This window comes from Clostridium swellfunianum (assembly GCF_023656515.1).
Taxonomy (GTDB): Bacteria; Bacillota; Clostridia; order Clostridiales; family Clostridiaceae; genus Clostridium_AT; species Clostridium_AT swellfunianum.
On sequence record NZ_JAMOFV010000006.1, the window covers coordinates 4,389,184 to 4,414,292 of the forward strand.

At 36.2% G+C, this 25,109-nt stretch carries 20 protein-coding genes; all 20 read right to left on the reverse strand.

Annotation, left to right across the window (positions count from 1 at the left end):
- Positions 1-1,014, reverse strand: a complete 1,014-nt coding sequence (locus NBE98_RS22555) for an inorganic phosphate transporter (protein WP_250816927.1) — start codon at positions 1,012-1,014, stop codon at positions 1-3.
- A gap of 133 nt (positions 1,015-1,147) precedes the next feature.
- A complete protein-coding gene (locus NBE98_RS20850; RefSeq protein WP_250816928.1) occupies positions 1,148-1,876 on the reverse strand; it encodes a glycerophosphodiester phosphodiesterase in 729 nt (242 codons plus the stop codon).
- A 73-nt stretch (positions 1,877-1,949) separates the two neighbouring features.
- Positions 1,950-3,320, reverse strand: coding sequence for an ABC transporter substrate-binding protein (locus tag NBE98_RS20855; protein ID WP_250816929.1), 1,371 nt, complete (start codon positions 3,318-3,320; stop codon positions 1,950-1,952).
- 99 nt (positions 3,321-3,419) lie between these two features.
- Positions 3,420-4,256 carry a carbohydrate ABC transporter permease gene (locus NBE98_RS20860; RefSeq protein WP_250816930.1) on the reverse strand — a complete coding sequence of 279 codons (837 nt, stop codon included), beginning with the start codon at positions 4,254-4,256 and terminating at the stop codon, positions 3,420-3,422.
- The gene (locus NBE98_RS20865) at positions 4,256-5,176 is read right to left on the reverse strand and encodes a carbohydrate ABC transporter permease (RefSeq protein WP_349305966.1); all 921 of its coding nucleotides are present in this window, start codon (positions 5,174-5,176) and stop codon (positions 4,256-4,258) included. Before NBE98_RS20865 ends, NBE98_RS20860 begins: the two co-directional genes overlap by 1 nt.
- Before the next feature lie 274 nt (positions 5,177-5,450).
- Positions 5,451-6,701: a nickel-dependent malate racemase, LarAH6 family gene (gene larAH6 / locus NBE98_RS20870; protein ID WP_250816931.1), complete on the reverse strand. Its 1,251-nt coding sequence runs from the start codon at positions 6,699-6,701 to the stop codon at positions 5,451-5,453.
- A 68-nt stretch (positions 6,702-6,769) separates the two neighbouring features.
- Positions 6,770-7,795, reverse strand: coding sequence for an inositol 2-dehydrogenase (iolG, locus tag NBE98_RS20875; protein WP_250816932.1), 1,026 nt, complete (start codon positions 7,793-7,795; stop codon positions 6,770-6,772).
- A 16-nt stretch (positions 7,796-7,811) separates the two neighbouring features.
- The gene (gene iolE / locus NBE98_RS20880) at positions 7,812-8,708 is read right to left on the reverse strand and encodes a myo-inosose-2 dehydratase (protein ID WP_250816933.1); all 897 of its coding nucleotides are present in this window, start codon (positions 8,706-8,708) and stop codon (positions 7,812-7,814) included.
- Between the two features lie 147 nt (positions 8,709-8,855).
- Positions 8,856-10,712, reverse strand: a complete 1,857-nt coding sequence (gene iolD, locus NBE98_RS20885) for a 3D-(3,5/4)-trihydroxycyclohexane-1,2-dione acylhydrolase (decyclizing) (protein WP_250816934.1) — start codon at positions 10,710-10,712, stop codon at positions 8,856-8,858.
- A 24-nt stretch (positions 10,713-10,736) separates the two neighbouring features.
- Positions 10,737-11,528, reverse strand: coding sequence for a 5-deoxy-glucuronate isomerase (locus NBE98_RS20890; RefSeq protein ID WP_250816935.1), 792 nt, complete (start codon positions 11,526-11,528; stop codon positions 10,737-10,739).
- A 63-nt stretch (positions 11,529-11,591) separates the two neighbouring features.
- Positions 11,592-12,572, reverse strand: coding sequence for a transketolase family protein (locus tag NBE98_RS20895; RefSeq protein WP_250816936.1), 981 nt, complete (start codon positions 12,570-12,572; stop codon positions 11,592-11,594).
- A gap of 27 nt (positions 12,573-12,599) precedes the next feature.
- The gene (locus NBE98_RS20900) at positions 12,600-13,499 is read right to left on the reverse strand and encodes a transketolase (protein ID WP_250817649.1); all 900 of its coding nucleotides are present in this window, start codon (positions 13,497-13,499) and stop codon (positions 12,600-12,602) included.
- 166 nt (positions 13,500-13,665) lie between these two features.
- On the reverse strand, positions 13,666-14,928 hold the full coding sequence (locus tag NBE98_RS20905) for a phosphoglycerate kinase (protein WP_250816937.1): 1,263 nt from the start codon (positions 14,926-14,928) through the stop codon (positions 13,666-13,668).
- Positions 14,913-15,941 (reverse strand): type II glyceraldehyde-3-phosphate dehydrogenase, encoded by a 1,029-nt coding sequence (locus NBE98_RS20910; RefSeq protein ID WP_250816938.1) that lies wholly within the window; start codon positions 15,939-15,941, stop codon positions 14,913-14,915. The genes NBE98_RS20905 and NBE98_RS20910 overlap by 16 nt, the downstream gene beginning before the upstream one ends.
- Positions 15,942-16,044: 103 nt before the next feature.
- Positions 16,045-17,274: an NAD(P)-dependent malic enzyme gene (locus NBE98_RS20915; protein WP_250816939.1), complete on the reverse strand. Its 1,230-nt coding sequence runs from the start codon at positions 17,272-17,274 to the stop codon at positions 16,045-16,047.
- 185 nt (positions 17,275-17,459) lie between these two features.
- On the reverse strand, positions 17,460-18,512 hold the full coding sequence (locus NBE98_RS20920) for a LacI family DNA-binding transcriptional regulator (RefSeq protein ID WP_250816940.1): 1,053 nt from the start codon (positions 18,510-18,512) through the stop codon (positions 17,460-17,462).
- 167 nt (positions 18,513-18,679) lie between these two features.
- Positions 18,680-19,699 (reverse strand): ABC transporter permease, encoded by a 1,020-nt coding sequence (locus NBE98_RS20925; protein ID WP_250816941.1) that lies wholly within the window; start codon positions 19,697-19,699, stop codon positions 18,680-18,682.
- A gap of 60 nt (positions 19,700-19,759) precedes the next feature.
- Positions 19,760-21,253 (reverse strand): sugar ABC transporter ATP-binding protein, encoded by a 1,494-nt coding sequence (locus NBE98_RS20930; protein WP_250816942.1) that lies wholly within the window; start codon positions 21,251-21,253, stop codon positions 19,760-19,762.
- Positions 21,254-21,332: 79 nt separating this feature from the next.
- Positions 21,333-22,325: a sugar ABC transporter substrate-binding protein gene (locus NBE98_RS20935; RefSeq protein WP_250816943.1), complete on the reverse strand. Its 993-nt coding sequence runs from the start codon at positions 22,323-22,325 to the stop codon at positions 21,333-21,335.
- Positions 22,326-22,618: 293 nt separating this feature from the next.
- Positions 22,619-24,985 (reverse strand): helix-turn-helix domain-containing protein, encoded by a 2,367-nt coding sequence (locus tag NBE98_RS20940; RefSeq protein ID WP_250816944.1) that lies wholly within the window; start codon positions 24,983-24,985, stop codon positions 22,619-22,621.
- Between the last annotated feature and the right edge of the window lie 124 nt (positions 24,986-25,109).

The window sequence follows — 25,109 nt, forward strand, 5'->3', positions numbered from 1 at the left end:
TCAAATCAAGATTAATTTTAAAATATAAAAAATGCCCATAGACGCAATTCCTGCAGCTGGTATAGTTATAAACCATGATAATACAATATTCTTTACCCTTATCCATTTCACTGCATTTATTCTCTCAGCTGAGCCTATTCCCATCACTGAGGAGCTTACAATTTGTGTTGTACTTACTGGTGCCCCAAGCATATTTGAAGTAAATATTACAAATGCAGAGGATAGCTGAACATTAAAGGAATGCAGCGGCTTTACCTTATAAATTCCAGTTCCAACTGTTTTTATAATGCTCCAGCCTCCCAATGAAATTCCAAATACGAGAGCAAAAGTACTGCTTAAAAGTATCCATTTTGAGACTACGAACTCCTGAGTCATACCCCCTACCACCATAAGCAAAGTAATTATTCCAGCCGCTTTTTGACCATCACTGGAGCCGTGACTGGTACCTAAGAATATCATGCTTAGAACCTGTATATGTTTAAAAAAGTTATTTATCTTTGGATTAAAATTTTTGAATATGCCAATGCTCAGCTTCATAAATATATAGCCTATTCCAAAACCTATCAAAGGTGAAGCAAACATTATTAAAATAACCTTGAAGATAAGGCTGTGCCAGTCTATAGCAGCTAATCCAAATCCGGCAATTCCCGCTCCTAAAAGCCCTCCTATTAACGCATGGGAGGAGCTTGATGGAATCCCAAGCTTCCAGGTTAGCAGGTTCCAGCAAATTGCCCCTACCAAGGCAGCTAAAATTGTTACAACGGATACTATATTTCCCGAAGCATTGATATAGTTAAATTTTATAACACCTTTCCCTATAGTTGCAGCTACCGCAGTTCCAACAAAAAGCGGACCAATAAGCTCTGCAGCACAAGCAATAATTATGGCGCGCCTTGGCGGCATTGATCTTGATGCAATGATTGTAGCTATAACATTACAGCCATCATGTATTCCATTTAAAATTGTAAACCCATATGCTAATATTATTGCCGCTACTGTAATTGCTGTTATCACCTTTACTCCCCTCCCATTACTCCTATTTTTATATATTGTCTTTGTTACACTTATATGCTACCACATTATAATCAATAGAAAGATTCATAATACTTCATCATTAAATAATGAACTTTTTAACAATTAAAACTATCTACCTTTGTTCTTCAAGAACTTTTTTAAGTTTGTCTGGATAATTTGTTATTATTCCATCAATACCTAACTTAATAAGTTCACGCATGTATTTTTCATCATTTACAGTATAAGTATTGATAGCTAGCTTGTGCTCCTTTATTTCCCTTACAGTAGTTTCATCCAAACTATAAAATAACGGATGAACAGCACTTACACCGAGCTCACTTGCATATTTACCAGGCTGGAAAATACGGCAGCTATACAAAAGTCCTAGCTTAAGTGTGCAGTCAATAGCCTTACATCTAAGTATAGAATAATGATTAAAGGAAGATATTATCACTTTCTCCTTTAAGTTATATTTATCAATCATATCGATAACAAGCTTCTCAAGGTTTTTATAATCTATTATGCTGTTTTTAAGCTCTAGATTAACAACTATGTCTTTATTCTTAACATAGCCTAAAAGCTCTTCGAGAGTTGGAATTTTTACATCTTTAAATCTTCCACCCCAAAGCTTTGCTGCATCAAGTTTTTCAATATCCTTATAATTAATTTCAGATATAAGTCCCTTGCCATCTGTAGTTCTATCCACCAGCTCATCATGACAAAGTACAAGTACTCCATCCTTAGTAAGCTGTACATCTGTCTCAATTCCTTCACAGCCCATTTCTACAGCCTTTTGAAAAGCTAACATGGTATTTTCTGGGTAATAACCGCTTGCTCCCCTGTGTGCATAATTTAATGACATAATTTCATCTCCTATTCTAAATTTCTTACAAGATAAAATACCGGGAAAATCACCCGGTATCCTATTTATTTAATTATTTAGTATTTGTTTTATTATAGTTGGTTATAGCATCATTAACCTTTTTAGCTGCGTTCTGAATAGCTTGCTCCGGGGTTTGCTTATTTTGCAGCATATTTTCTATTTCTGTTTCTATTGTAGCTCTTGCTTCTGGGAATACTCCTATTAAACCGCCTCTTGTAGCTTCGTTAACCTTTGTATTGTGAAGCTGATCTATAGCTGTTTTAAATTGTGGAGCTGTTTCAAGATGCTTCTTCATAACATCCAAATCATAGGCCTTCTTATTTACTGGGAAGTACCCTGTAGTCTTAGACCAAGTTGCCTGCTGTTCTGGAGAAACTGCAAATTTTATGAATTCCCAAGCTGCCTTTTGTCTTGTTTCATCGCCGTTGTTAAGAGCATATAAAGAGCCTCCGCCTATTATAACTCCACCATTTGGATTTTCGGTACCTAAAGCTGGCAGATAAGCTGTACCTATTTCAAATCTGTCGCCTGCACCTTTAACTAATCCGCCAAGAGCTGCAGTTGATTCAAGAATCATTGCAGTTCTTCCTGCTGTAAAGGCATTCTTAGTATCATCTGTCTTTCTTCCAAAGTTTCCAACGCTTCCAGAGTCAACAAGCTTTTTCCATTCTTTAAGAATATTCATTCCTGCTTCACTCTTATCCCACTCAACAGCAGTAGCCTTTTGAGTTCTTCCATTTGCATTATTAGCATACATAGCACCTTGCTTTGCTAATAGCTGCTCAAAGAACCAACCATATATAGCCATGGAAAAACCATATTGAGAAACCTTGCCTGAACCATCTTTCTTAACAAGTTTTTGGCTGTATTCAGCTATTTCCTGAAAGTTCTTTGGCGGCTTATTTGGATCTAAGCCAGCAGCCTTAAATGCAGTTTTATTATAGTATAGTATTGGCGTTGAAGAGTTGAACGGCATCGATTGGAGCTTGTTGTCAACAGTATAATAACCTAATAACGTTGGCTCTATATCGTCTTTACTAAATTTCTTGTCCTCATCGATAAACTTTTGCATTGGAACAACCCAACCGCTGTCAACCATGTATCTTGAACCTATATCATATATCTGTGCTATATCTGGACCTGCTTTTCCTGTCATAGAGCTCTTCAACTTGTTTATAGCATCATCATAGGTTCCTTGAAATTGAGCAGTAACATGTATGTCAGTTTGTTTCTTGTTGAATTCGTCTACTATATACTTTACTGCCTCACCATTTACCCCACCCATGGCATGCCATAAAGTAAGCTCCACAGTCTTTTTAGAACCACTGGTTTGCTGTGAGCCATTGTTTGGCTTCGAACAACCTGCTGCACCAACTAGCATAGAGGCTGCAAGCAGTATTGATGTAATTTTTTTGATATTCATTTATTTTCCCCCTTATACTTATATGTTTATATAAAATCCTAATGCTGCATAAAATCTTAGGTTAAAATTTGCTGCAGCACTAAGCTTTTTATATCATAATCAACTCTTAACAGAGCCTGCAGTAAGACCTTCTATAAGTTGCTTTTGTCCTAAAACGAAGGCTAATATAGATGGCAGAAGAATCATTGTTATCCCTGCCATCAGCGGCCCAAAGGCTTGAGAGTCAACATTTTGAAGCATGCTCATCCCTATTTGTACAGTTCTCATGCTATCCCTATTTGTAACTAGAAGAGGCCATAGATACATATTCCAAGCATTTAAAAAAGCATAAATACCTAAGGAACCTATTGCTGGTTTAGTTAAAGGAATAGCTATACTGATTAAGAATTTAAAGTTTCCACATCCATCCATAACTGCAGCCTCTCTTAATTCACGAGGAAGTACTAGAAAGGCTTGCCTCAATAAAAACACTGATAGAGCTGAGGTTAAATGTGGTATTATTAACGCTCTAAAGGTATCAATCCAGCCTAGAGAACTTATAGTAAGATAGTTTGCTATAATTATTGACTGTCCTGGAATCATCATTGTAGAAAGTATTGCTATAAAAAGAACTTTCTTACCTTTGAATTCCATGAAGGAGAAGGCATAAGCCGCAAGTCCTCCAGTTATAATTTGTCCTATAGTTATTGCAGATGCCATCATTAAACTGTTAACTATAAACTTCAGTATTGGTGCTGTTCTAAGAGCATCTTTATAGTTTTCCCAGTGTAACCCCCTAGGTATCAGTTTGGGCGGATATTCAAAAACCTGATCTGGGGCCATTAAACTTACTAGCACAGCATAAATAATTGGTGATACAATTAAAATACCTATAGCTATGTTTACAACATAAACAAGTATTTTTGAAAACTCTTTTTTTACTTTTCCTTCATTCACTAATAATTCACCTTCTTTTCCAGCTTAAATTGAAGTAATGTAAGTATTAGTAATATTACAAATAATACTATAGACTGCGCACTTGCCACTCCAAATCTATTGTTGAAGAAGGCTTCTCTATAAATTGAGAATACTAATGCATTAGTAGCTTCTCCTGGTCCGCCTGAAGTCATGATTTTAATTTGACCAAAAGCTTGGAAGGTATTAATAATATTTATAATTAATAAGAAAAATAACGTTGGTCCTAAGGATGGTATGGTTATTGACCAATGCTTTCTAATAATTCCCGCTCCATCTATTGCAGCACTTTCATACAAATCATGAGATATACTTTGAAGCCCTCCTATCATAAATACAAAGTTAATGCCTATGTTCATCCAAACAGTTACAATAACAACTGATAAAAGCCCCCAGCTTGGATCTGTCAGCCAGCCTATTTCACTTTTTAACAGATAGTTTATGATTCCTATACTTGGATGAAAAAGAAACATCCATACAATTGATGCTGCAGCAGCAGATATAGCTAATGGAAGAGCATATAGAGTTCTAAATATTCCAATTCCCTTTATCTTTGTATTTCCCAATACCGCTGCAATAAAGCCTATAAACATAGATGGGAATACTGTCATTATTGCAAATTTCACTGTAACCATAAGACTGTTTCTAAAGGATGGATCCTTAAATTGATTAGTGTAGTTTTCCAAGCCAACAAAATAGCTTACTTGCCCTTGAGGGTTAGTAGCATTTAAGCTTAGATAGATAGTTTTAATAAAAGGATAAAAAGTAAAAGCCGCAAATATTAGTATACAAGGCAAAATATATATATATGGTTCTACAGTTTTAAAAAACCCTCTCTTTGCCCTACCTGGTTTCTTTACCATCTTTTTTTCTGCAGCTAATGAAGAATTATAATTTTGCATATTTCTTTAGCCCCCTTAAATTCTTACTTCAAAAGTAAACCCCTTTCTTGTTGTTTTTATAATGAAACCGTTTAACTATTTCACTATACTTATTTCTATATTTGTTTAAAAATACCTTCATTGTTAAAAAATAAATTTACTAATATTTAGAATATTCTATATATCCTTATTTATAATCTCTCTTGTTTAATATTTATTCTATTAAGCAGAAAATATTACTATAAAAACAGAGAAGGACTCTAACTCCATAAGTCCTTCCCTAAAAGTTGCTTTTTTATTTTTTTAACACTGGCAAGATGGAACCTCCGTGTGGAATTAAAATAACCTTAGCGTCTTCACCTAAAGCCTCGTAAGCGCTATCTAAAGCTCTCTGCACATTGCTGAAGGGCTCAAGGAAAATATTTCTTACAAACTCAGGCTCTAACTCTGAAACTAGAAATACTCTTGCATTTTCAAGTACCATTGCAATAGCTGCAGCCTTGTGTCCTCCTAAAACAAAATTTGTCTTTATTTTTTGTACCAAGTCTTCTGGCTTTTCAGCTTCTAGGAGCCACTTTTCAAACACATCTTCTCCAAGGCCCTCCTTACAGGAAGCAACAAGAATTATAATTCCACCATTCTTAACTGCATGTTTGGCATTGTCCAAGGCTTTTTGAGCTTGGTAGAGGTTTAAATCCTTAGGGTAGCCTCCTATTGAAGAAATGACTATATCAGCCTTATCCTTAATAGGAATCTTATAAAATCCATCCAGGAACCGGCAGCCCTCTCTATGAGCCTCGATATAGTGACCTGCAACAGCTTTTATGATTTCTTTTTTCTCATTAAGTACAACATTAACTATAAAATCTATTGGTACAAGCTTTATTGTGTCCTCTATATCCTTTCTTACTGGATTAGTTGTTAAATTTCCTGCATACGCAGCATCTTCAACCATTCTGCTATGATTTGCCTGTATAGCTTCCCTTGTAGAAACTCCAGGCATTATCGCCTTAGCTCCTCCACTGTAGCCAGCAAAATAGTGGTATTCAATATTTCCGAGACAAATTCTTCTATCGGCTTTTGCTACTGGAGTAAAAATATCTATAGGCGTTTTATTTTCAGTATAGCCAAAGTGAACAAAATCCTTTACATCACTGTCTATACAGCTTATTCTGCTGTAGATTTCCTCTCCAATCAAGTACTGTTTTTCTTTTTCAGAATGCTTTCTATGACTGCCTAAAGCAAACACAATAGTTATATCCTCATCTTTTATCCCTGCTTTATAAAGTTCCTCAAGCACTACCGGAAGCACTACCTTGCTTGGCATTGGCCTAGTTATATCGCTGGTTATTATGGCTATTTTCTCTCCTGGCTTAACTATTTTATAGAGTCTGTCAGAGCCTATTGGATTTTCTATAGCTCTTTTAACTTCTGCAGGACCAGTGAGCTCTATTTGAACCTCGTTTGCATGAAGTACATTAAGTAAATTTTTACCCTCTATGCTAACCTTCATTGATGTCTTAGCAAAACCTAAACTGTATTCCATAACAAGCCTCCTTTAGAAACTAAAAAGTTACGGTAGATAAAAGCTTCTACCTACCGTATCTCATTTGGCTAAACTTCAAATTCTGACATCTTAACTGGTCTGCTTTCAAGGTAAGACTTCTTAGCAGCCATTCCAAGCAGCACTGGCTTTAATCCATCTATTCCAGAAACAACTGTATCTGTGTCATTAATTATTGCATTGAAAAATTCCTTCATTTCTTCAGCAAAGGATTCCATATATCTCTCTAGAAAGAAATATAATGGCTTGTCGGATTGTACTCCGTCTTGTGTGCTTAATACAACTGTTGATGGTCTGTCATTTGCTGCTTCTGCAGAACCCTTGGAGCCAAACACTTCAACTCTTTGGTCATAGCCATAAGCAGCTTTTCTGCTGTTATCTATGATACCAATTGCTCCATTCTTAAATTTTAAGGAAATCAATGCTGTGTCTACGTCTCCTGCTTCTCCTATAGCTGGATCAACAAGTACTGCAGCATTTGTGTAAACTTCTTCAACCTCACTGTCGCTTAAATATCTAACCATATCAAAATCATGTATAGTCATATCAAGGAACATTCCACCAGACACCTTTGCATATTCTGGAGTTGGAGGCTGTGGGTCTCTTGCAGTAACTTTAACTATATGGACGTCTCCAACCTTTCCGTCTTTAACCAATTCCCTAACCTTCTTAAAGTTATGGTCAAAACGTCTGTTAAAGCCAACTTGGAACTTAACTCCAGCCTTTGCAACTGTGTCCAAAGCTTCCTTTATTTTTTCCAAATCATAGTCTATTGGCTTTTCACAGAAAATATGCTTGCCTGAATTAGCAGCCTCAACAGATATTATTGAGTGTGTATTTGTTGAAGAACAAATTATTACTGCATCTATTGTTGGATCATCTATAATTTTTTTATAATCATCATATACATTTTCTACACCTAAAGACTTTGCCCATTCCTTTATGCTGTCATTTAAAAACACATCTGCTACAGCAACAAGCTCAGCCTGTGCACCTAATCGCTTCGCAATATTTTCAGCATGAATCTTTCCTATTCTACCTGCTCCAATGACACCTACTCTTACTTTCTTGTTCATAGTAATATCCCCCATCCTATAATCCCGTTTTTTCTTTTATATATTTTCTAGCTTTTATAGCATACTCTAATGGATTTGCCAGTGCTGGATCTTGCTCTGCCTCAACAACAAACCAGCCTTCATAATTGTTTTCATCCAATACTTTAAATAACGGTTCAAAATTAATCATTCCATCACCAGGTATTGTAAATACTCCAAGCTTAACTCCCTTTAAGAAGCTTAGCTTTTCTTCTCTAACTCTATCAAGCACTTCTTTTCTTATATCCTTAAGGTGTACGTGCTTAATTCTGTTAACATATTTTCTAAGAATTTCTTCTGGATTTTCTCCTGAGAAGGTAAAGTGCCCTGAATCAAATAATAAATATACTAAGCTTTCATCAGTCATGGACATTAGCTTATCAACTTCTTCAGTTGTTTGAACTCCAGTGCCCATATGATGATGGTAAACTATCTTCATTTCCTTTTCTGCAGCAAGTCTTCCTAATTCTTCAAGGCCTCTAGCAAGCTTTATCCACTCTCCTTCAGTAAAGTGAGGCTTGCCTTCAAATACTGGAGTATCCATTTGCCCTTGAACACTGTGCCCCTGTTCAGAAACTACTATAACCTTAGCTCCCATTTCATGCAGGAAATCTCTGTGCTTTATGAAAGCTTCAACAATTTCTTCTAATGGCTTTGTAGTTAAGAATGAGCTGAACCATGCACTTGCTATGTTTATTCCTCTAAGCTCAAGTGCTTTTTTAAGCACTATTGTATCTCTAGGATATTTATTTCCAACCTCGCTGCCTGTGAAGCCAGCTAAAGCCATTTCACTAACGCACTGCTCGAAGGTGTTTTCTCCTCCTAGTTCTGGCATATCATCGTTTGTCCATGCTATTGGTGCAATCCCTAACTTTACTTTTTCACTATCAAACATAATATTTCCCCCTATATTCCTTTATAGGAAAGCAGCAAAAATATTGTTGCTCCCTTTTTAATTGTCAATGTTTAAGTGTAGTGCAAGCTTTCCTAGGCATCACAGCGCCTGCGTAATTTCAGCACTACACTTAGACATAACCCTTAATTAGAACTTCTTTGTTTTAGCAATTTCAGCTGACATTTTCTCATGAGCCTCTAGTACAGTTTCCTTTTCAGAAACCTCTGGAACTCCAACTCTCCACCAGTTTTCGTAGCCGCCAGTCATCGTTCCTGGAAGCACCTTTATGTCAAATAGCGTTGATACCTTGCTGTTCTTCGCATCTTCAACAGCAGCCTTTAACTCTTCAATTGTTGTAACTCTGTAGGTCTTAACTCCATAGCCTGCTGCACTTGCTGCATAGTCTATTGGAATATAAGCACCGTCAAGCCTTCCAGACTCTTCATTTCTATATCTGAATTCTGTGTTGAAGCCTGGTATGCCTTGTGAGGTTTGAAGATTATAAATGCAGCCAAAGCCAGTATTGTCAAAAAGAACTACATTTATCTTCTTACCCTCTTGTATGCTTGTTATAAGCTCTGAGTGAAGCATTAGGTAGCTTCCGTCACCAACCATTGAGTAAACCTCTCTGTTTGGTTCAGCTATTTTAGCTCCTAATGCTGCACACACCTCGTAGCCCATGCAGGAGAAGCCATATTCCATATGATAGGTCTTATATTTTTCTGGTCTCCATACTCTTTGAAGGTCTCCTGGCAAGCTTCCTGAAGAACCAACTACTACAGCATCTTTTCCTATAAGCTTATCTAATTCCCCAAGTACTCTTGTCTGTGAAAGTCCATTTTCAAGCTCAATGCTGAACAATCTGTCAACTTCAGCATCCCAAGCCTTCTTAACCTTTAAAACTTCATCTGTATAAGCTGATTTGTAATCGCCAAGTGCAGCCTCTAAAGCATTTAAGCTTTCTTTAGCATCAGCAAGAATCATCTTTGCATTCATTTTGTGAGCGTCGAAGGAATTTACATTTATTGAAAGCACTTCAACCTCAGAATTTTGGAAAGCCCATTTTGAAGTTGTAGTAAAGTCTGATAGTCTTGTTCCAACTGCTATAACAAGGTCAGCATCTCTAGCAATTATATTTGCTGCGGCTGTTCCTGTTACTCCCATACCTCCAAGGTTTAAGGAGTGGTTCCACTCAATTGCTCCTTTTCCTGCCTGGGTTTCAGCAAATGGTATGTTAAATTTTTCTGCAAAGCTTCTTAAAGCTTCTGAAGCTTCAGAATAAACTACTCCACCACCGCAGATTATTATTGGCTTCTTCTTGCCCTTAATAATTTCTACAGCTCTTTCAACCTCACCCTTAGTTGGCATTCTTCTTTCTATATAGTGAACTCTCTTTTCAAAGAATTCTACTGGATAATCATAAGCTTCTGCCTCAACATCCTGTGGAAGGCAGATTGTAACTGCCCCAGTATCCGCCGGGTCAGTTAAAACTCTCATAGCATTTATCATTGCAGACATTAGCTGCTCTGGTCTTGTTACTCTGTCCCAATACTTTGAAACTGCTTTAAAAGCATCATTAGCAGTAATTAACGCGCTTGTTGGCTGCTCAACCTGCTGAAGCACTGGATCTGGCTGTCTGCAGGCAAATGCATCACCAGGTAAAAGCAGGAGAGGAATTCTATTAACAGTAGCTGTACCTGCTGCTGTAACCATATTAAGAGCTCCTGGCCCTATGGAAGATGTACACGCTATTATTTCTCTTCTATTTTTTTGTTTTGCATGGCCTATAGCTGCATGAGCCATTCCCTGCTCATTACGGCCTTGGTAAACTCTAATATCACCTTTATATCCTTCTAAAGCTTCCCCAAAACCAACTACTACTCCATGACCAAATATCGTGAAAACGCCTTTTACAAATTTGTTTTCTTCACCATCAAAATTAATATATTGGTTATCAAGAAACTTCAAAAGTGCTTGACCCATCGTAAGTCTTATAGTTTTCATGCTTACACTCCAATCTTTCAAATATTATCTATCAGGCCAAATTTTTGTGTTTTTATCAAGCAGCCATTTATGCTCTGGTGTATAAATTCTTTCATTAAATGGGTTGTTTTCTAAATTTCTTATTACCCATATATAGTACATTGCATATCCTGGAGCTGCTACCTGAGCGTGTGTAACTTCCTTATCAATTATATATGCATCATTGTTTTTTACCTTGTTTACTTCCTCACCGAATTCTGAAAAACCAAATCCCTGCTCATGGTCGAACTTATATAAATATATCTCCGGCTGTGGATGATAATGAGGTGGGTAACTTGACCATTTTCCTGGGAAATTAATTAGCTCTCCAACTACAAGATTTGCATAAGGTGCAGTAGAAAAATCAAATATAGTTCTGCAAATTCTTGTTGAGGTTTCTCCCATTGTTCCCTTACCAAATTCCTCAACTCTGTAATCTTTATTTGTATAAAGCTTTGCTTCAAACTTGATGTCATTATATGTCTTTGTAATGTTAATTTCTGATTTCTCGGATACGCCTGTTATTTTTACCAATTCCCCCGCAGGTAAATGAAGGCAAATTGGATCTTCATCAAAATATGAATCTCTTCTAAAGGTTTCCTTATTGTTTCCCCATTCTAAAGTTATTTCTCCGGACATGAGCAAATATGCTCTTTCCTTATTATCAGAATTTATCTCTTCCATACCCTTATCCAATATTAGAATTCCAAAATCCATTTGGGTTTTATTTTCCTTATCATCAAGACTGGTAATAGGAGTATAACCAGTTTTAAATGGTTCCTTCTGTCTTATAATCATCTTTATTTCCCCTTTCACTTGAAACACTGGGCAACTTGGGACACCCCTTCAAGGTTATGCCCCCTAAAGCCTTAAGCTATTTTTTCTAGCAAGGACTTTTTTAACACTGCTGCATATATCCTCAGCTGTTAATCCATAGGTTTCTTTTAAATAGTCTACAGGTCCAACTTGACCAAATCTGTCCTTAACTCCCACTCTTTCAACTGGTACAGGAAAATTTTCTACTACTGCCTCTGAAACTGCTGAGCCTAAGCCATTTACTACACTATGGTTTTCAACAGTTACTAAGGCGCCTGTTTCCTTGGCACACTTAGCTATTAGTTCAGTATCTATTGGCTTTATAGTAAACATGTTAACTACTCTTGCGCTTACTCCATCTTTTCCAAGCATTTCAGCTGCCTTTAGAGCATCTTCTACCATAATTCCAGTAGCTATAATAGTTACGTCCTTCCCTTCTTTAAGTGTTACACCTTTTCCTATTTGAAAGGTTGAACCATCTTCATAAATCTTTACTGCGTTTTTTCTTAAAAGTCTTATATAGAATAATCCATGAAGCTTTGCAGTTTGCTTCATAATATCCTTAAGCATTACTGAGTCAACTGGTTCAAGTATTGTTGCAGTTGGTATATTTCTAACTATACCCATATCCTCAAAAGGCATATGAGTTCCTCCGTTATAGGCTGCTGTAACCCCAGGGTCGCTGCCTATAACCCTTACATTATTCTTTGCATAACCAATAGATAGGAACAACTGGTCGAAGCATCTTCTTGTAGCAAAGGGCCCAAAGGAATGTGCAAAAGGAATTTTTCCTGTTGCTGAAAGTCCTGCCGCGACTCCTATCATGTTTGCTTCCTGAATACCAACGTTGAAGGTTCTCTCTGGATATTCCTTTGCAAACTTAGCTACTCCCATGGAGCTCATTAAGTCTGCATCAAGTACAACTACATCTTTATTTTCAGCTGCAAGCTCCATTAATGTTTCGCAGTATACAGCTCTCATTTCCTTAGCTTCTTTTACTCTATTTTCAGTTAATCTTGCATTCATTTATAACACCATCCCTCCTGTATCCATCTATAGTGCATGACAATTATCAATTGTCATCCCTTCTGCATTGCTCTGGAGCACATGACAATTATTAATTGTCATGCTTTCCAGCTCTTCTTGAAGTATCTTTATAGCTTCCTCAGCTTTCTCCTTAGATACTACCATATGATGGTTTGATAATTCGTTTTCTACGAAGGCAGCGCCTTTTCCTTTTACTGTATGAAGTACTATTACTGAAGGCTGTCCTTTTGCTGCCTTAGCATTTTCGATAGCATTAATTATTTGTTCTACATCTGAGCCATCTACTTCTTGGCCATGCCATCCAAAGGATTCAAATTTTGCCTTGACATCACCCAGGTCATTTATGTCTTTTGTATATCCGTCTAACTGCTTCTTGTTATAGTCAACAAAAGCTATCAAGTTATCAAGCTTCTTCTGCGCTGAGAACATAACTGCTTCCCATATTTGACCTTCTTGAAGTTCTCCGTCGCCAAGTATCAAATAAGTATAGCTGTTTCTTCCACTAAGTCTGTTTCCTAAAGCAACTCCTACTGCAAGTGAGGAACCCTGTCCAAGTGATCCTGTTGTCATATCTATTCCAGTTGTAAGATTTCTGTCACAGTGGCTTGGAAGATGTGTTCCTGGCGTATTTAAAGTTAGTAGTTCTTCTTTAGGGAAGAAACCCTTAATTGCTAATGAAGAATAAATCGCTGGACCGCCGTGTCCCTTTGAGCAAACTAACCAGTCTCTATCTGCCCACTTAGGGTTCTTAACATCGTATCTCATTACCTCACCGTATAAAACAGCTAAAGTATCTGCGATTGATAATGCTCCGCCTATATGTCCAAAACCAAGATGACCAATCATTCTTATAGTCTCTATCCTAATTTCAGCAGCTAATTTTTTTAGCTCTTGAATTTTATTCATCTCCAAATTTAACCCTCCATTTCCTTAGAAAAAAATTTAAACACGAAATATAGGAGGTCACTTTGAACCTAGAAGACATTATATTTAATAAACCTTTTACTAAAGTAAAGTTATTTACTATAATCCCTCAGTGTTCTCAGTGCATCACCTTTCTTCCGTGTTTAATTTATATATGTTTTCTGTCGTAGGCATTTTTCATAGCTTCTATCAAAGGCATCTTAACTCCTGATAAGAATCTAACCATAGCCCCGCCAGCTGTACATACATAGTTAATCTTGCTTGTGTCTATAAAGTGCTGAGCTGCACTTACGGTATCTCCGCCCCCTATTACAGAGTAGCCTTCAGCTTTTGCAATAGAGTTCCAAATTTCCTTCGTTCCGTTTTCAAAAAGTTTATTTTCATAAACCCCTGCAGGTCCGTTAACAAATATCGTTCCTGCACTCTTTAAAGCATCCTTGAATATTTCTATAGTCTTGCTTCCAATATCCAAGTACATCTCATTAGCTGGAAGCTCCTCTACACTTATTTCCTGTCTTTGCCCATCCTTTTCAAAGGCTAAATCTGCAGGAAAAGTTATTCTGTGTCCATATTTTCTTAAATATTCCTTAGCTGGCTCAATAAATACTTCTAGGGATCGATCCTTTATAAATTTTGCATTCTTTTCTCCAAGGTCATAGCCCTTAGCCATAAGCATTATGTTTCCAGTAACTCCACAGGCAAGTATCTTATCTGCAGAGCCATTCTCAAGAACCTGCTCCATCATACCGAAGGCGTCAGAAATCTTTAGTCCTCCAAGCACAAATACATTCGGTCTATCTGGTGCTTCCATAACCTTCACAAGAGCCTGTATCTCTTTTTCTAAGAGAAGTCCTCCTGCTGTAGGAAGCACTTCCTGAAAGGCTACCATTGAAGGAGCATTTCTATGTGCTGCCGCAAAGGCATCGTTTACATAGTAATCAGCTAGTGGAGCTAAGCTTCTTATAAGATAGGTATTTAACATATTCTTTGGCTCAAGCTTTACTACATCCTCGAAGCTTGATATCTCTTCTGATAAGTATCTCAGATTGCCAAGGAGAATTGCTTCTCCTGGCTTTAAGCTCTTAACAGCTTCTCGTGCTGCAAGTCCACATACATCATCGATATATTTAACTTCTTGGTTTAACAGTTTTGAAAGCTTTTCAGCATGCTCCTCTAGAGGAATCAAATTATGATAGTCTAGAGTATCTCCTTGGTGAGCTATTATAGCTAGCTTTGCTTTCCTATCTATCAGGTACTTAATAGTAGGTATACTCTTCTTAATTCTGTTGTCGCTCATTATTTTCTTAGTCTCAGGATTTATTGGAGAGTTAATATCTACTCTAAGTATTACTGTTTTATTTTCATAGTTGAATTCATCCATAGACCTTATTTTTGTTACTTTTGCATCCATTTTCCTAACCCCAAATGCTTATTAGTTTCTGCTACTGCTTCAAGACTGTCAGTTTGAGCTTCCATAACTGCTCTAATTCCGTCCATTGTTTCTGGAATTGTCACTGACTCTTGTGGAATGTTTATAGCAAACATAATGTCTTTTCCTGAGTTAACTATTGTCTCTTCAAATACAGCTATCTCATACATGTCTCCTCTTGGGTTACCAAGGTCTCTAGCATATCTGAATAAGGAAGCATTTCCAAGGAAACCGTCTTCAAGTCTAACAACTCTAATTCTTGGGTGCTTTGAGAAGGCTGCTACTATTTGATCCTTAGTCATTTCTTCCTTAGGAGTTGCAACAACTGTAATTATATGTCCATGAGTTACAGGGGTATGAACTAATATCCCTGTTGCATATATATGAGGCATTATTGTCATAAGGTCTAAAGCTTGATGGCTTGGTGCCTTATCTACCTGCAATGCATTTGTTAATCCTCTGTGGTAGTCTCCTGGGTCAGCCACACGTCTTATAATTGTAATAGCTACCTTTTCAATTCCAACTTCTCTATCCAAGCAGTCAATTGCTCTTATAAGTCCTGTAGTATTGCAGGAAGTTAACTTTAAGAACTGCTTTCCAAGTCCTTTTTCGTAATTTGCATAACCATGGAAGAATACATCTGCTACGCTGTTCTTTTCTCCACCTTGAAATATTGCTTTCTTGTTATACTTTGTATAAAGTTCTTTATTTTTAGCTCCTACGCCTGCACTTGTTGCGTCTAGTATAACGTCAACCTTTTGAACTAATTCTTCTAATGTGCCTGAAACAGGAATTCCAAGCTCCTCAAACTTAGCCGTATTTTCTGGCATTCCATTATAGAACGCGTAAGGCATTCCTTTTTCCTTTAAGGCTCTTATTGCAAGTGTTGGTGATACGTCTGCTACACCTATCAACTCCATGTCCTTTTGAAGTGCTACTCCATCTGCTAATCTCTGTCCTATAACTCCATAGCCTACTACTCCAACTTTAATCATATTAAATAACCCTCCCGTATTTCTTATTAGTACATAAAGATTATCAATTTTTATGCATCAGTACTTAAGGCTTGTTAATCCTTAAGCCCCCTGCTTAGTATTATTATTTGCTATTAGTTAACTGTTTTGTATGATTGAATACCCATTCAGGTGTTATATCCTTTCTTCGCGCTACACCAGTTTTTATTGCAGCTTCAGCAACTGCAGCAGCAACTCTAGGTGCAACTCTTTCATCAAAAACTTGTGGAATTATATAATCTTCGTTAAGTTCTTTCTCGCTTATAACATTAGCTATAGCCTCAGCAGCTGCTATCTTCATTTCCTCATTAATTTGGCTTGCCCACACATCAAGAGCTCCTCTAAAAATCCCCGGGAAAGCAAGTACGTTATTGATTTGATTTGGAAAGTCTGAACGTCCTGTGCCGATAACTCTTGCTCCCCCTGCTTTTGCCTCCTCTGGATATATCTCTGGAACTGGGTTTGCCATAGCGAAGATCATGCTATCCTTATTCATGGTCTTTACCATTTCAGTTGTTAATGAACCTGGTGCTGAAACTCCTATAAATACATCTGTTCCTTTAATAACATCAGCTAATGGGCCTTTTCTCAGTTCTGGATTTGTTATTTCTGCTAGCCTTCCCTTTACACTGTCTAGCTTTGGGTTGTCTTTTGATATAGCACCTTTTCTATCACATACCACTATATCCTTAACTCCCATGGATAAAAGAAGCTTTGTCACTGCTGTTCCAGCCGCTCCTGCACCATTAACAACAACCTTTAAACTTTCAGCTTTTTTGTTTGTAAGCTTAATTGCATTTATCATAGCTGCTGCAGTAACTACTGCTGTTCCATGCTGGTCATCGTGAAAAATTGGAATATCACATATTTCCTTCAATCTGTCTTCAATTTCAAAACACTCTGGAGCTTTAATATCTTCAAGGTTAATTCCACCAAAGGTTGGCTCCATAAGTTTTACTGTTTCAATTATTTTGTCTACATCTTTAGTATCTAGGCATATTGGAAAAGCATCTACGCCCGCAAAGGCTTTAAACAATACTGCTTTTCCTTCCATAACTGGCATTCCAGCTCCTGCTCCAATGTCTCCTAATCCTAATACTGCTGTTCCATTAGTAACAACTGCTACCAGGTTTCCTTTTGAAGTATAATCATATATTTTGCTGTAGTCCTTTTCTATTTCCAAACAAGGCTCTGCTACCCCTGGCGTGTATGCAAGGGTCATATCCTCTCTAGTTTTTAATGGGACCTTGCATTGAAGCGCTATTTTACCTTCATAGTCTTTATGCATTTTTAAGGCTCTTTCTCTTAAATCCATATTTCTTTCCTCCTCTTATTGATAAGCACTGGGTATCTAGAAATGCTTATTTTCATTGGTAAACTACCAGCTAAACTATTTAAATCTTTAGCCTCCATAATATTATTATACTTAGCTCCACAGTTGGGGCAGAGCATGAACATGCTAGCAATGTAACCGGGTGCATTCCTATATAAATATATGATCTATATAAGATTTTTAGTAGACTCTCTTACAATAAGTTTTGGCTGAAGCATTATATTTATTGTTTTCTTTTTTTTCTTGCCGTTTATAAGATCAATCAGCCTTTCGCAGCCTAGAAAAGCAATTTCCTCTCTCGGCTGATGTATTGTTGTAAGATTTGGTTTAAAGCTTTTTACAAGCTCTATATCATCATAGCCCACTACGGAAAAATCTTCTGGAATGCTGTATCCAAGCTCCCTTAAGGCTTCCATTACCCCTATTGCCATTAAGTCTGTTTGCGCGAATATTGCAGTTACCGATTTACTCAAGAGCTTATCCATATTCTCCTTAATAATGTTGTAGCCAGACAATATATCTCTGTTTCCATTAAAAATCAGATCATTGTCAAACGGTATACCGTAGCTGCTGAGTGCCGCTTTATACCCCTCTGTTCTTTGTATAAACTCAGTTGACTTTGACTGGTTAAAGGAGGTAATACAAGCAATATTTTTATGTCCTAGCTTTGTTAAATGCTCTGTTGCTAAATATCCTCCCCTTACGTGATCGGTATAGATAGCATCAACTGTATTCTCACGTGCATAGCTAGGATAGTGGTGAAGAAATACATAAGGCACCTTAGACATTTCAATAAAGTGCAGAACCTGCTCGTCCACATCGACCAAGTTAGGATGCACAATCATAATCCCGTCAATTTTCCTGCTTACTATAAGTCTTTTTATGTTGCTTTCGCCGGTAAAATTATTTCTTGGAAATGTAACTATTATATCTATACCAACTTTTTCAAGGCTATCCCTTAACTGATTAATAAGAGATGAATAGTACATGCTAACTACTTGTTCATCATTTGCTTCAGGATAAATAATGCAGATTGTCCCAGATTTATTTGTACTTAAACTCCTGGCATTTGCGTTAAACTGAAAACCTAAACTTTGAGCAAGTTCATTTATCTTTTTCCGAGTTTCCTCTGCAACAAGAGGACTGTTATTTAGACTTCGCGATACAGTTGCATGGCTTACACCAGCAAGTTTTGCAATATCTCTAATTGTAATTGGCATATTAATCACCATATCATATTCCTATATTTTTGATAATTTTCTTTATTATCATAATTCAATTATAATTCTATAAATTCCCATTGTAAAGGTTTTTGCTCAAAAATTGTACACGGTTGCAATGCATTTTTTGTTATAAGTTTGGGGTCCTTAAAAGACCCCAAATTCCATTAAATTGCTTGTGTCTTTGCTTTATTTGATGCTTGTCTTCTTAATACATCTACATAAACAGCTCCGATAATAACAGCTCCAATTGCAATAGTCTGCAGATCAGCTGATACTCCAAGAAGATTAAGACCATTTCTTAAAACAGCCATAATCATTGCACCTATTAGAGTTCCCCATACCGTACCCGAGCCGCCCATGAAGGATGCTCCACCTATGATACAAGCTGCTATTGCATCTAGATCATAGTCAAGGCCAGCTAGAGGGAATGTAGCGTTTACTCTTCCAGTAAGAACAATTCCACCTAAAGCAGCCATAGTTCCGCACAATACATATACAAGAACTAGAGTATAGCTTACATTAATACCAGATAGCTTTGCAGCTTCCGGATTTCCTCCAACTGCGTATATATATCTTCCCTGAGCACTTCTGTTTAGAAAAATAGAAAATGCTATAAATACAATTATAACTAAAATAAAACTTACAGGTATTGGGCCTATAAAAGCTGCTCCTAAATACTGAACTGATTTTGGGAAACCGGATAGCGGTGATGCAGCTGTTAATATAAGTGCAAGGCCTCTAGCTATATTTTTTGTACCAAGTGTTGATATGAATGGATGAGGAAGCTTAAGCTTTGTTAGCATAATTCCGTTTAAAAAACCTAAACCTGCACCGGTTATGAGACATAATCCCATAGCCAAGAACGGATTGATGTTCCATTTTATTATTGCAACACCCATTAAACAAGTTGACAGAGCTAATATTGAACCTACCGAAAGGTCTATACCAGCGGTTAATATTGCTAGAAGCATACCTACTGAAATTAGGCTGTTGATAGCCGATTGCCTTGCAATGTTCATGATATTAGTCAATGTAAAGAACTTTTCTGAAGCAAAAGCAAGCGCAATACATAACATCACTAAGCCAAGTAACGAACCAAATTGATTTATTATATCCTTAGTAGATTTTTTATCTGATATTTGAAATCTTTCTGTCTTTAAGGTTGTAGTTTCAACTTTACTCATGCTGTTTATCCTCCTTTGAATTCTTTTATTGCACGTAAGAACGATCAATCCTTACACCACTTAATTTTCACCTGATGCTGCAAGCATTATATTTTCTTGATTTGCATCTTTTCTAGCTATTTCTGCTGTTATCTTACCTTCATGCATAACATAGATTCTATCGCTCATTCCAAGTATTTCAGGAAGCTCTGATGAAACTATTATTACCGCACAATTTTGCTCTACAAGTGAATTTAAAACGTTATAAACTTCAACCTTTGCCCCAACGTCAATTCCTCTTGTGGGCTCATCAAATATGAAAATATCCGCTTGAGTATTAAGCCACTTAGCTATAACAACCTTCTGCTGGTTTCCTCCGCTTAGCTGTCTTACTATAAAACTTTCTGAGGGAGGATTTATATTTAGCTTTTTAATCTTTTCATTTGTTAGCTTCTTTAGCCTTTTTAAATCTAGAAGAGTTCCTGGTGAATTTTTATCATATGAAGCTATATTCGTATTGAATTCTATTGTATTATCAAGCACTAAACCTTGTCCCTTTCTATCCTCTGTTAAAAACGCTATTCCATGTTTCATAGCATCTTTGGGGCAAGTTATTTCGGCTTTCTTTCCATTTATAAAAACTTCTCCTGAATCATATTCATCTACCCCAAAGATAGCTCTCATAACTTCTGTTCTTCCCGCCCCAACAAGCCCTGAAAAGCCTACTATTTCACCTCTTCTAACCTTAAAGGATACGTCTTCAAACACTCCTAATTTGCGTAACTTTTCAACTCTTAACGCTTCTTCTGAAGGGTTTGCTTCTATCTTGGGATACTGATGATTCAAATTACGTCCAACCATAAGCTTAATTAATCCATCTATCTTAACCTTTTCGATTGGCAGAGTTTCTATCTTTCTTCCATCTCGCATTACAGTAACTCTATCGCATATTTCTATTACCTCATCGAGTCTATGAGATATATATACTACTGCTATTCCCTTGCCCTTTAGCTCTTTTACAGTTCTTAAAAGTTCCTTCACTTCCCTGTCTGTTAAGCTAGAAGTAGGTTCATCCATAATTAAAAGCTTTGTCTTAATGCTAAGTGCCTTAGCTATTTCTATCATCTGCTGCTGCCCTATTCCTAATTTAGCAACGTTCATTCTTGTATCTATGTTTTGTCCGAGCTCTGCTAAAAGCTCAGCAGATTTTTTTCTCATTTCATTAATATTTAAAAGCCCTTTTCCATTACCATTTTTAATCTCTCTTCCAAGAAACACATTTTCTGCCACAGAAAGTTGCTTAACAATATTAAGTTCTTGATAAATAGATGTTATACCGTGTTTCATTGCATCTCTTGGGCCATTAAGTTGTATTTCCTTGCCTTCTATAAGTATCTTTCCTGCTTCATTTTTATGTGCGCCAGTAAGTATCTTTATTAAGGTTGACTTACCTGCTCCATTTTCACCAACAAGTCCATGCACTTCGCCTGGATAAATATCTAAATCAATAGAATCTAAAGCTCTAACCCCTGGAAAAACCTTCGACACTCCTTTTAACTCCAAAAATGGCTGCATATTATCTAACACCCCAATCTTTAATATTTGAAGAATTGAACCCAAGGCTTGGGTTCAATTCTATCAAAGTATTCTAATATTATTTTCCTAGTATTTTATTTAAGTCTGCTTGAGCCTTATCAACATTCTCGCTTGTAATCATCGATGTTCCAGTGTCAATTCTTGCATCAATGCTCTCTCCCTTAGCAACCTTAACTGCTGCCTCTACACCGAATTTACCAATGTTGTATGGACTTTGTGCAACTGAAGCAGTAAGTTCTCCTGCCTTTATAGCCTTTAAAGCATCTGGTGAACCGTCAAAGCCTACAGTTATAACATTCTTCTTGCCACCTTGTATTAAAGCTCTGCTAGCACCTAAAGCCATTTCATCGTTTGAGCAGAATACCGCTTTAACATTTGGATAAGTTTGAATTAGATTTTCCATAACTGACATAGCCATATTTCTGTCACTGTTTGCTGGTTGTACAGCCACAACCTTAAGACCAGCATCTTCCATGGCCTTCTTAGCTCCATTTGTACGCTCATCGTGTGTTCCATCACCAAGAGCTCCTCTTAAAATGACAACCTCATCACCCTTTTGAAGTTTTCCTGCTATAAACTTTCCACCAACCTCTCCACCTGCAAGGTTTCCTGTACCTATAAAGGATTTCTTCTTATCCCAATTAGCATTTGTATCTATAAGAAGAACTGGGATTTTTCCTTGATCTGCTTTATCAAAGGTAGCTGTTGCAGCACTTGGCTGTGAAGGAGCTACTACTAAAGCAGATACCTTCTTAACTATTTGGTCTTCCATTATAGAAGTCTGTCCTGCTATGTCAGTTTCAGCATTTGGTCCAAGTACATCTACTTTAACTCCTAATGCCTTTCCAGCATCTTCAGCTCCAGCCTTAACTATTTTCCAGTAGTCGCTGTTTACAGCCTTTAATACAACTGCTATTCTAGTTTCCTTGGATGCTGTTGACTGTTGTCCGCTTGTGCTTGTTCCCCCTGACTTACTGCAGCCAGCTAATGAACCTACCAATAATGCAGAAATAGCTGCCAGGCTAAGTACCTTTAATAAGTTTTTTCTCATTTAATATGTCCCCCTTTTTAATTAGAATATATTTTGATTGATTTTGTTTTCGTCCCTGCTGTTGATATTATAATAAAATGCTATCAATACTTTTTATAGTTTAAATTTTAAGAAAACATTTACTATTGGCATAATTCATAATATTTAAAACTTGACTATTCCTTTAAAATTTAAAGCATTGTTAAATTATTGATAAAGTAACCCCTTTAAAGCTATAAATAAAGGAAAAGGGTGATATAAATCCATCTTCATATCACCCTTTCTATTATTACTAAACTTTCTTATTTTAATTGTTAAAATACATTATTTACATTATTTCTATACTGGTTAGGGGATAAGCCGTAGTGCTTTTTAAAGGCTGTATAGAAATAATTGCAGTTTGAAAATCCAATTTTTGATGAAATTTCTATAGCTGTAAGCTCTGTTGTCTCTATAAGCTCTTTAGCTTTTTCAAACCTTATTTCATTTATATAATTAGATATAGATTTTCCTTCAACATCTTTAAAAAGTGTTCTCAGATAGTTTGTTGAAAATCTCATTTCATTAGCTATAACCTCCAATGAAAGTAAAGGGTCGGTATAATTATCTCTTATATATTTCTTTACATTTTCAATAACATCATTTTTTCTGTTTGCTTTCTTTTCTTTTTGCTGATTGATTACATTGGTGAATAACTCAAAAAAATAACGTTTGACTTCTTCAATAGTTTCGTAGTCAGATATGTTATTTGTAAATCCTCTTATGTCTATATAGGCATTTTCTTTTCCCAACTGATAAATATTGTTTATAACCTTTTGTGAGTTGATACCAAACTTAGTGATTGAAATCACAATATCGCTATAAGACATTTTAAATATTGTATTGAACAGCTTTTCTAAATCTTCTTTTACATCGTCAATATTACCTAGCTTAACCGCCTTAAAAATAGACTCCTCTATGGCCTCGTCATATTTGGCAGAATTTATTATACCTTCAGTTATCTTTTCGTTAAACAATATTGATTTTTGGCCGTATTTAAATCGATACTGACTGCAATCTTGAGCTGTTTTATAAGATACAGCTAGCTTTTCTGGTGTACTAACTCTTTTTCCTATAGCTACAGATAAGGAAGTACTGAAATTTTTAAGAAGCTCTGATTGACTTTCTTGAATTAGTGTTATTAATTTTGCAGATACAGCTTCTTCCGATTTATCCCTAGTTTTTATTATTAGACATATTTCATTCTCTTCCATACCTATAACTTCACCCTCAAAGTACCTTTTTGATATAACCATGAGTTCCTCGCACAAACTGCTTTTTAACACATTAATCTCATCGCTACTTTTTGTTTTAAGCAATCCCTTATAATAATCTATCTTATATACAATAGCGATTAAGTTTTCACCTTCGGTCCTAAAACCAGCTTCCTCTAGCTTCTCCTTAAAACCTTCAAGTTCTGTTACTGTATTTAAAAGCAGCCCCTTAAGAAGCTGTTTCTTTATAAAACTTAAATCTTTATCTGAAAGCTTACCAAAGGATATAGGCTCATTCATAAGCCTCTCTATAACTCTAGTTACATATTCCATTTCATTCTTTGATTCTTCATCAACTCCAAGCTCAGTACTTAAGTCGTTGTCAACATTTAAATAACGCTTCACTGAACTCACGGTATTAGCAATTGGTGTGTATATTCTTTTTGATGAAAACACAGAAAAGGCTACACCAAAAATGAATAAAATTATAAATGTTGAAATTAAAATTTTAAGCATTCCTTTAATACTTCCCATGAAAGTTTCATACTTCACTATATTTAATAAAAATAAGCCCAGTTCTTCACTATATCTGTAAGTTACAATGGATGGCTTGCCACTTATATTTGATAAAAAACTTCCTGTTTTGTTTTCAGCCTTCAGTATTATTCCTACATAATCGAGCCTAGATACATCCTGTAGAAATGTACCCCTGTTGGAGCTTAATACTATTTGTCCTTTTGTATTTACAGCTATTAAATTATAGTCTTTTTCTGATATGTTTTCAAAATAGGCTTGTACTGCATCAGCATCTAAGTTTAAAACTATCGCTCCATAGGGTGTGCCGTCTGCGTCTGCTTTGGTATTAGATAAAATTATTGTAAGCACATTTTTCTTATATTCTGTTCCGTTTATAGGTACAGTTATCTGTCGTGGAATAAACTTAGTGCTCATTGATTCGCTGGTATCTCTAATTATGTTAGCTATATCGCTATCATAAAATAAAGAATAATAGGAGGTGTTACCGTCTGAAGAGTATATCATTTTAGTATTTCGGTTGTATACATATACAGATTGAACTGATGGAATCATAGTTGCAGCTTGTTTTATTTTTAAATATCGTGTAGAAACCAGCTGCGAGTCATCATTGGAAGCAAACATCAAATTATAAACCTGCTCGTCCAAATACAGCTGATATATGTAAGATCTAGCCCATCCAAGAGTATACTGCGTATAATATTCTCCTTGATTTATAAACTTTTCTGATACTGTATTTGACTGATCTATCATTTGCTGCTTATAACCTTCATATAATACAAGCATTGAAGTTAGTAGCATAAGAAATATGAGAAAAACATAGGAAAGCATTAATTTATGAAAAGTATTTTTAGGTCGTATTTTCCGTCTAAATCGTAAATATACGTTCTGCATTAAATCCCCCCATGATTTAAAAGCCTCACGAAAACCTTTACAAAGACTTCTAAAAACTAATTTATGTAGATATTATTGCCCCATAAAATCATACTATAATTATATTAGTTAACTGAAAACATTT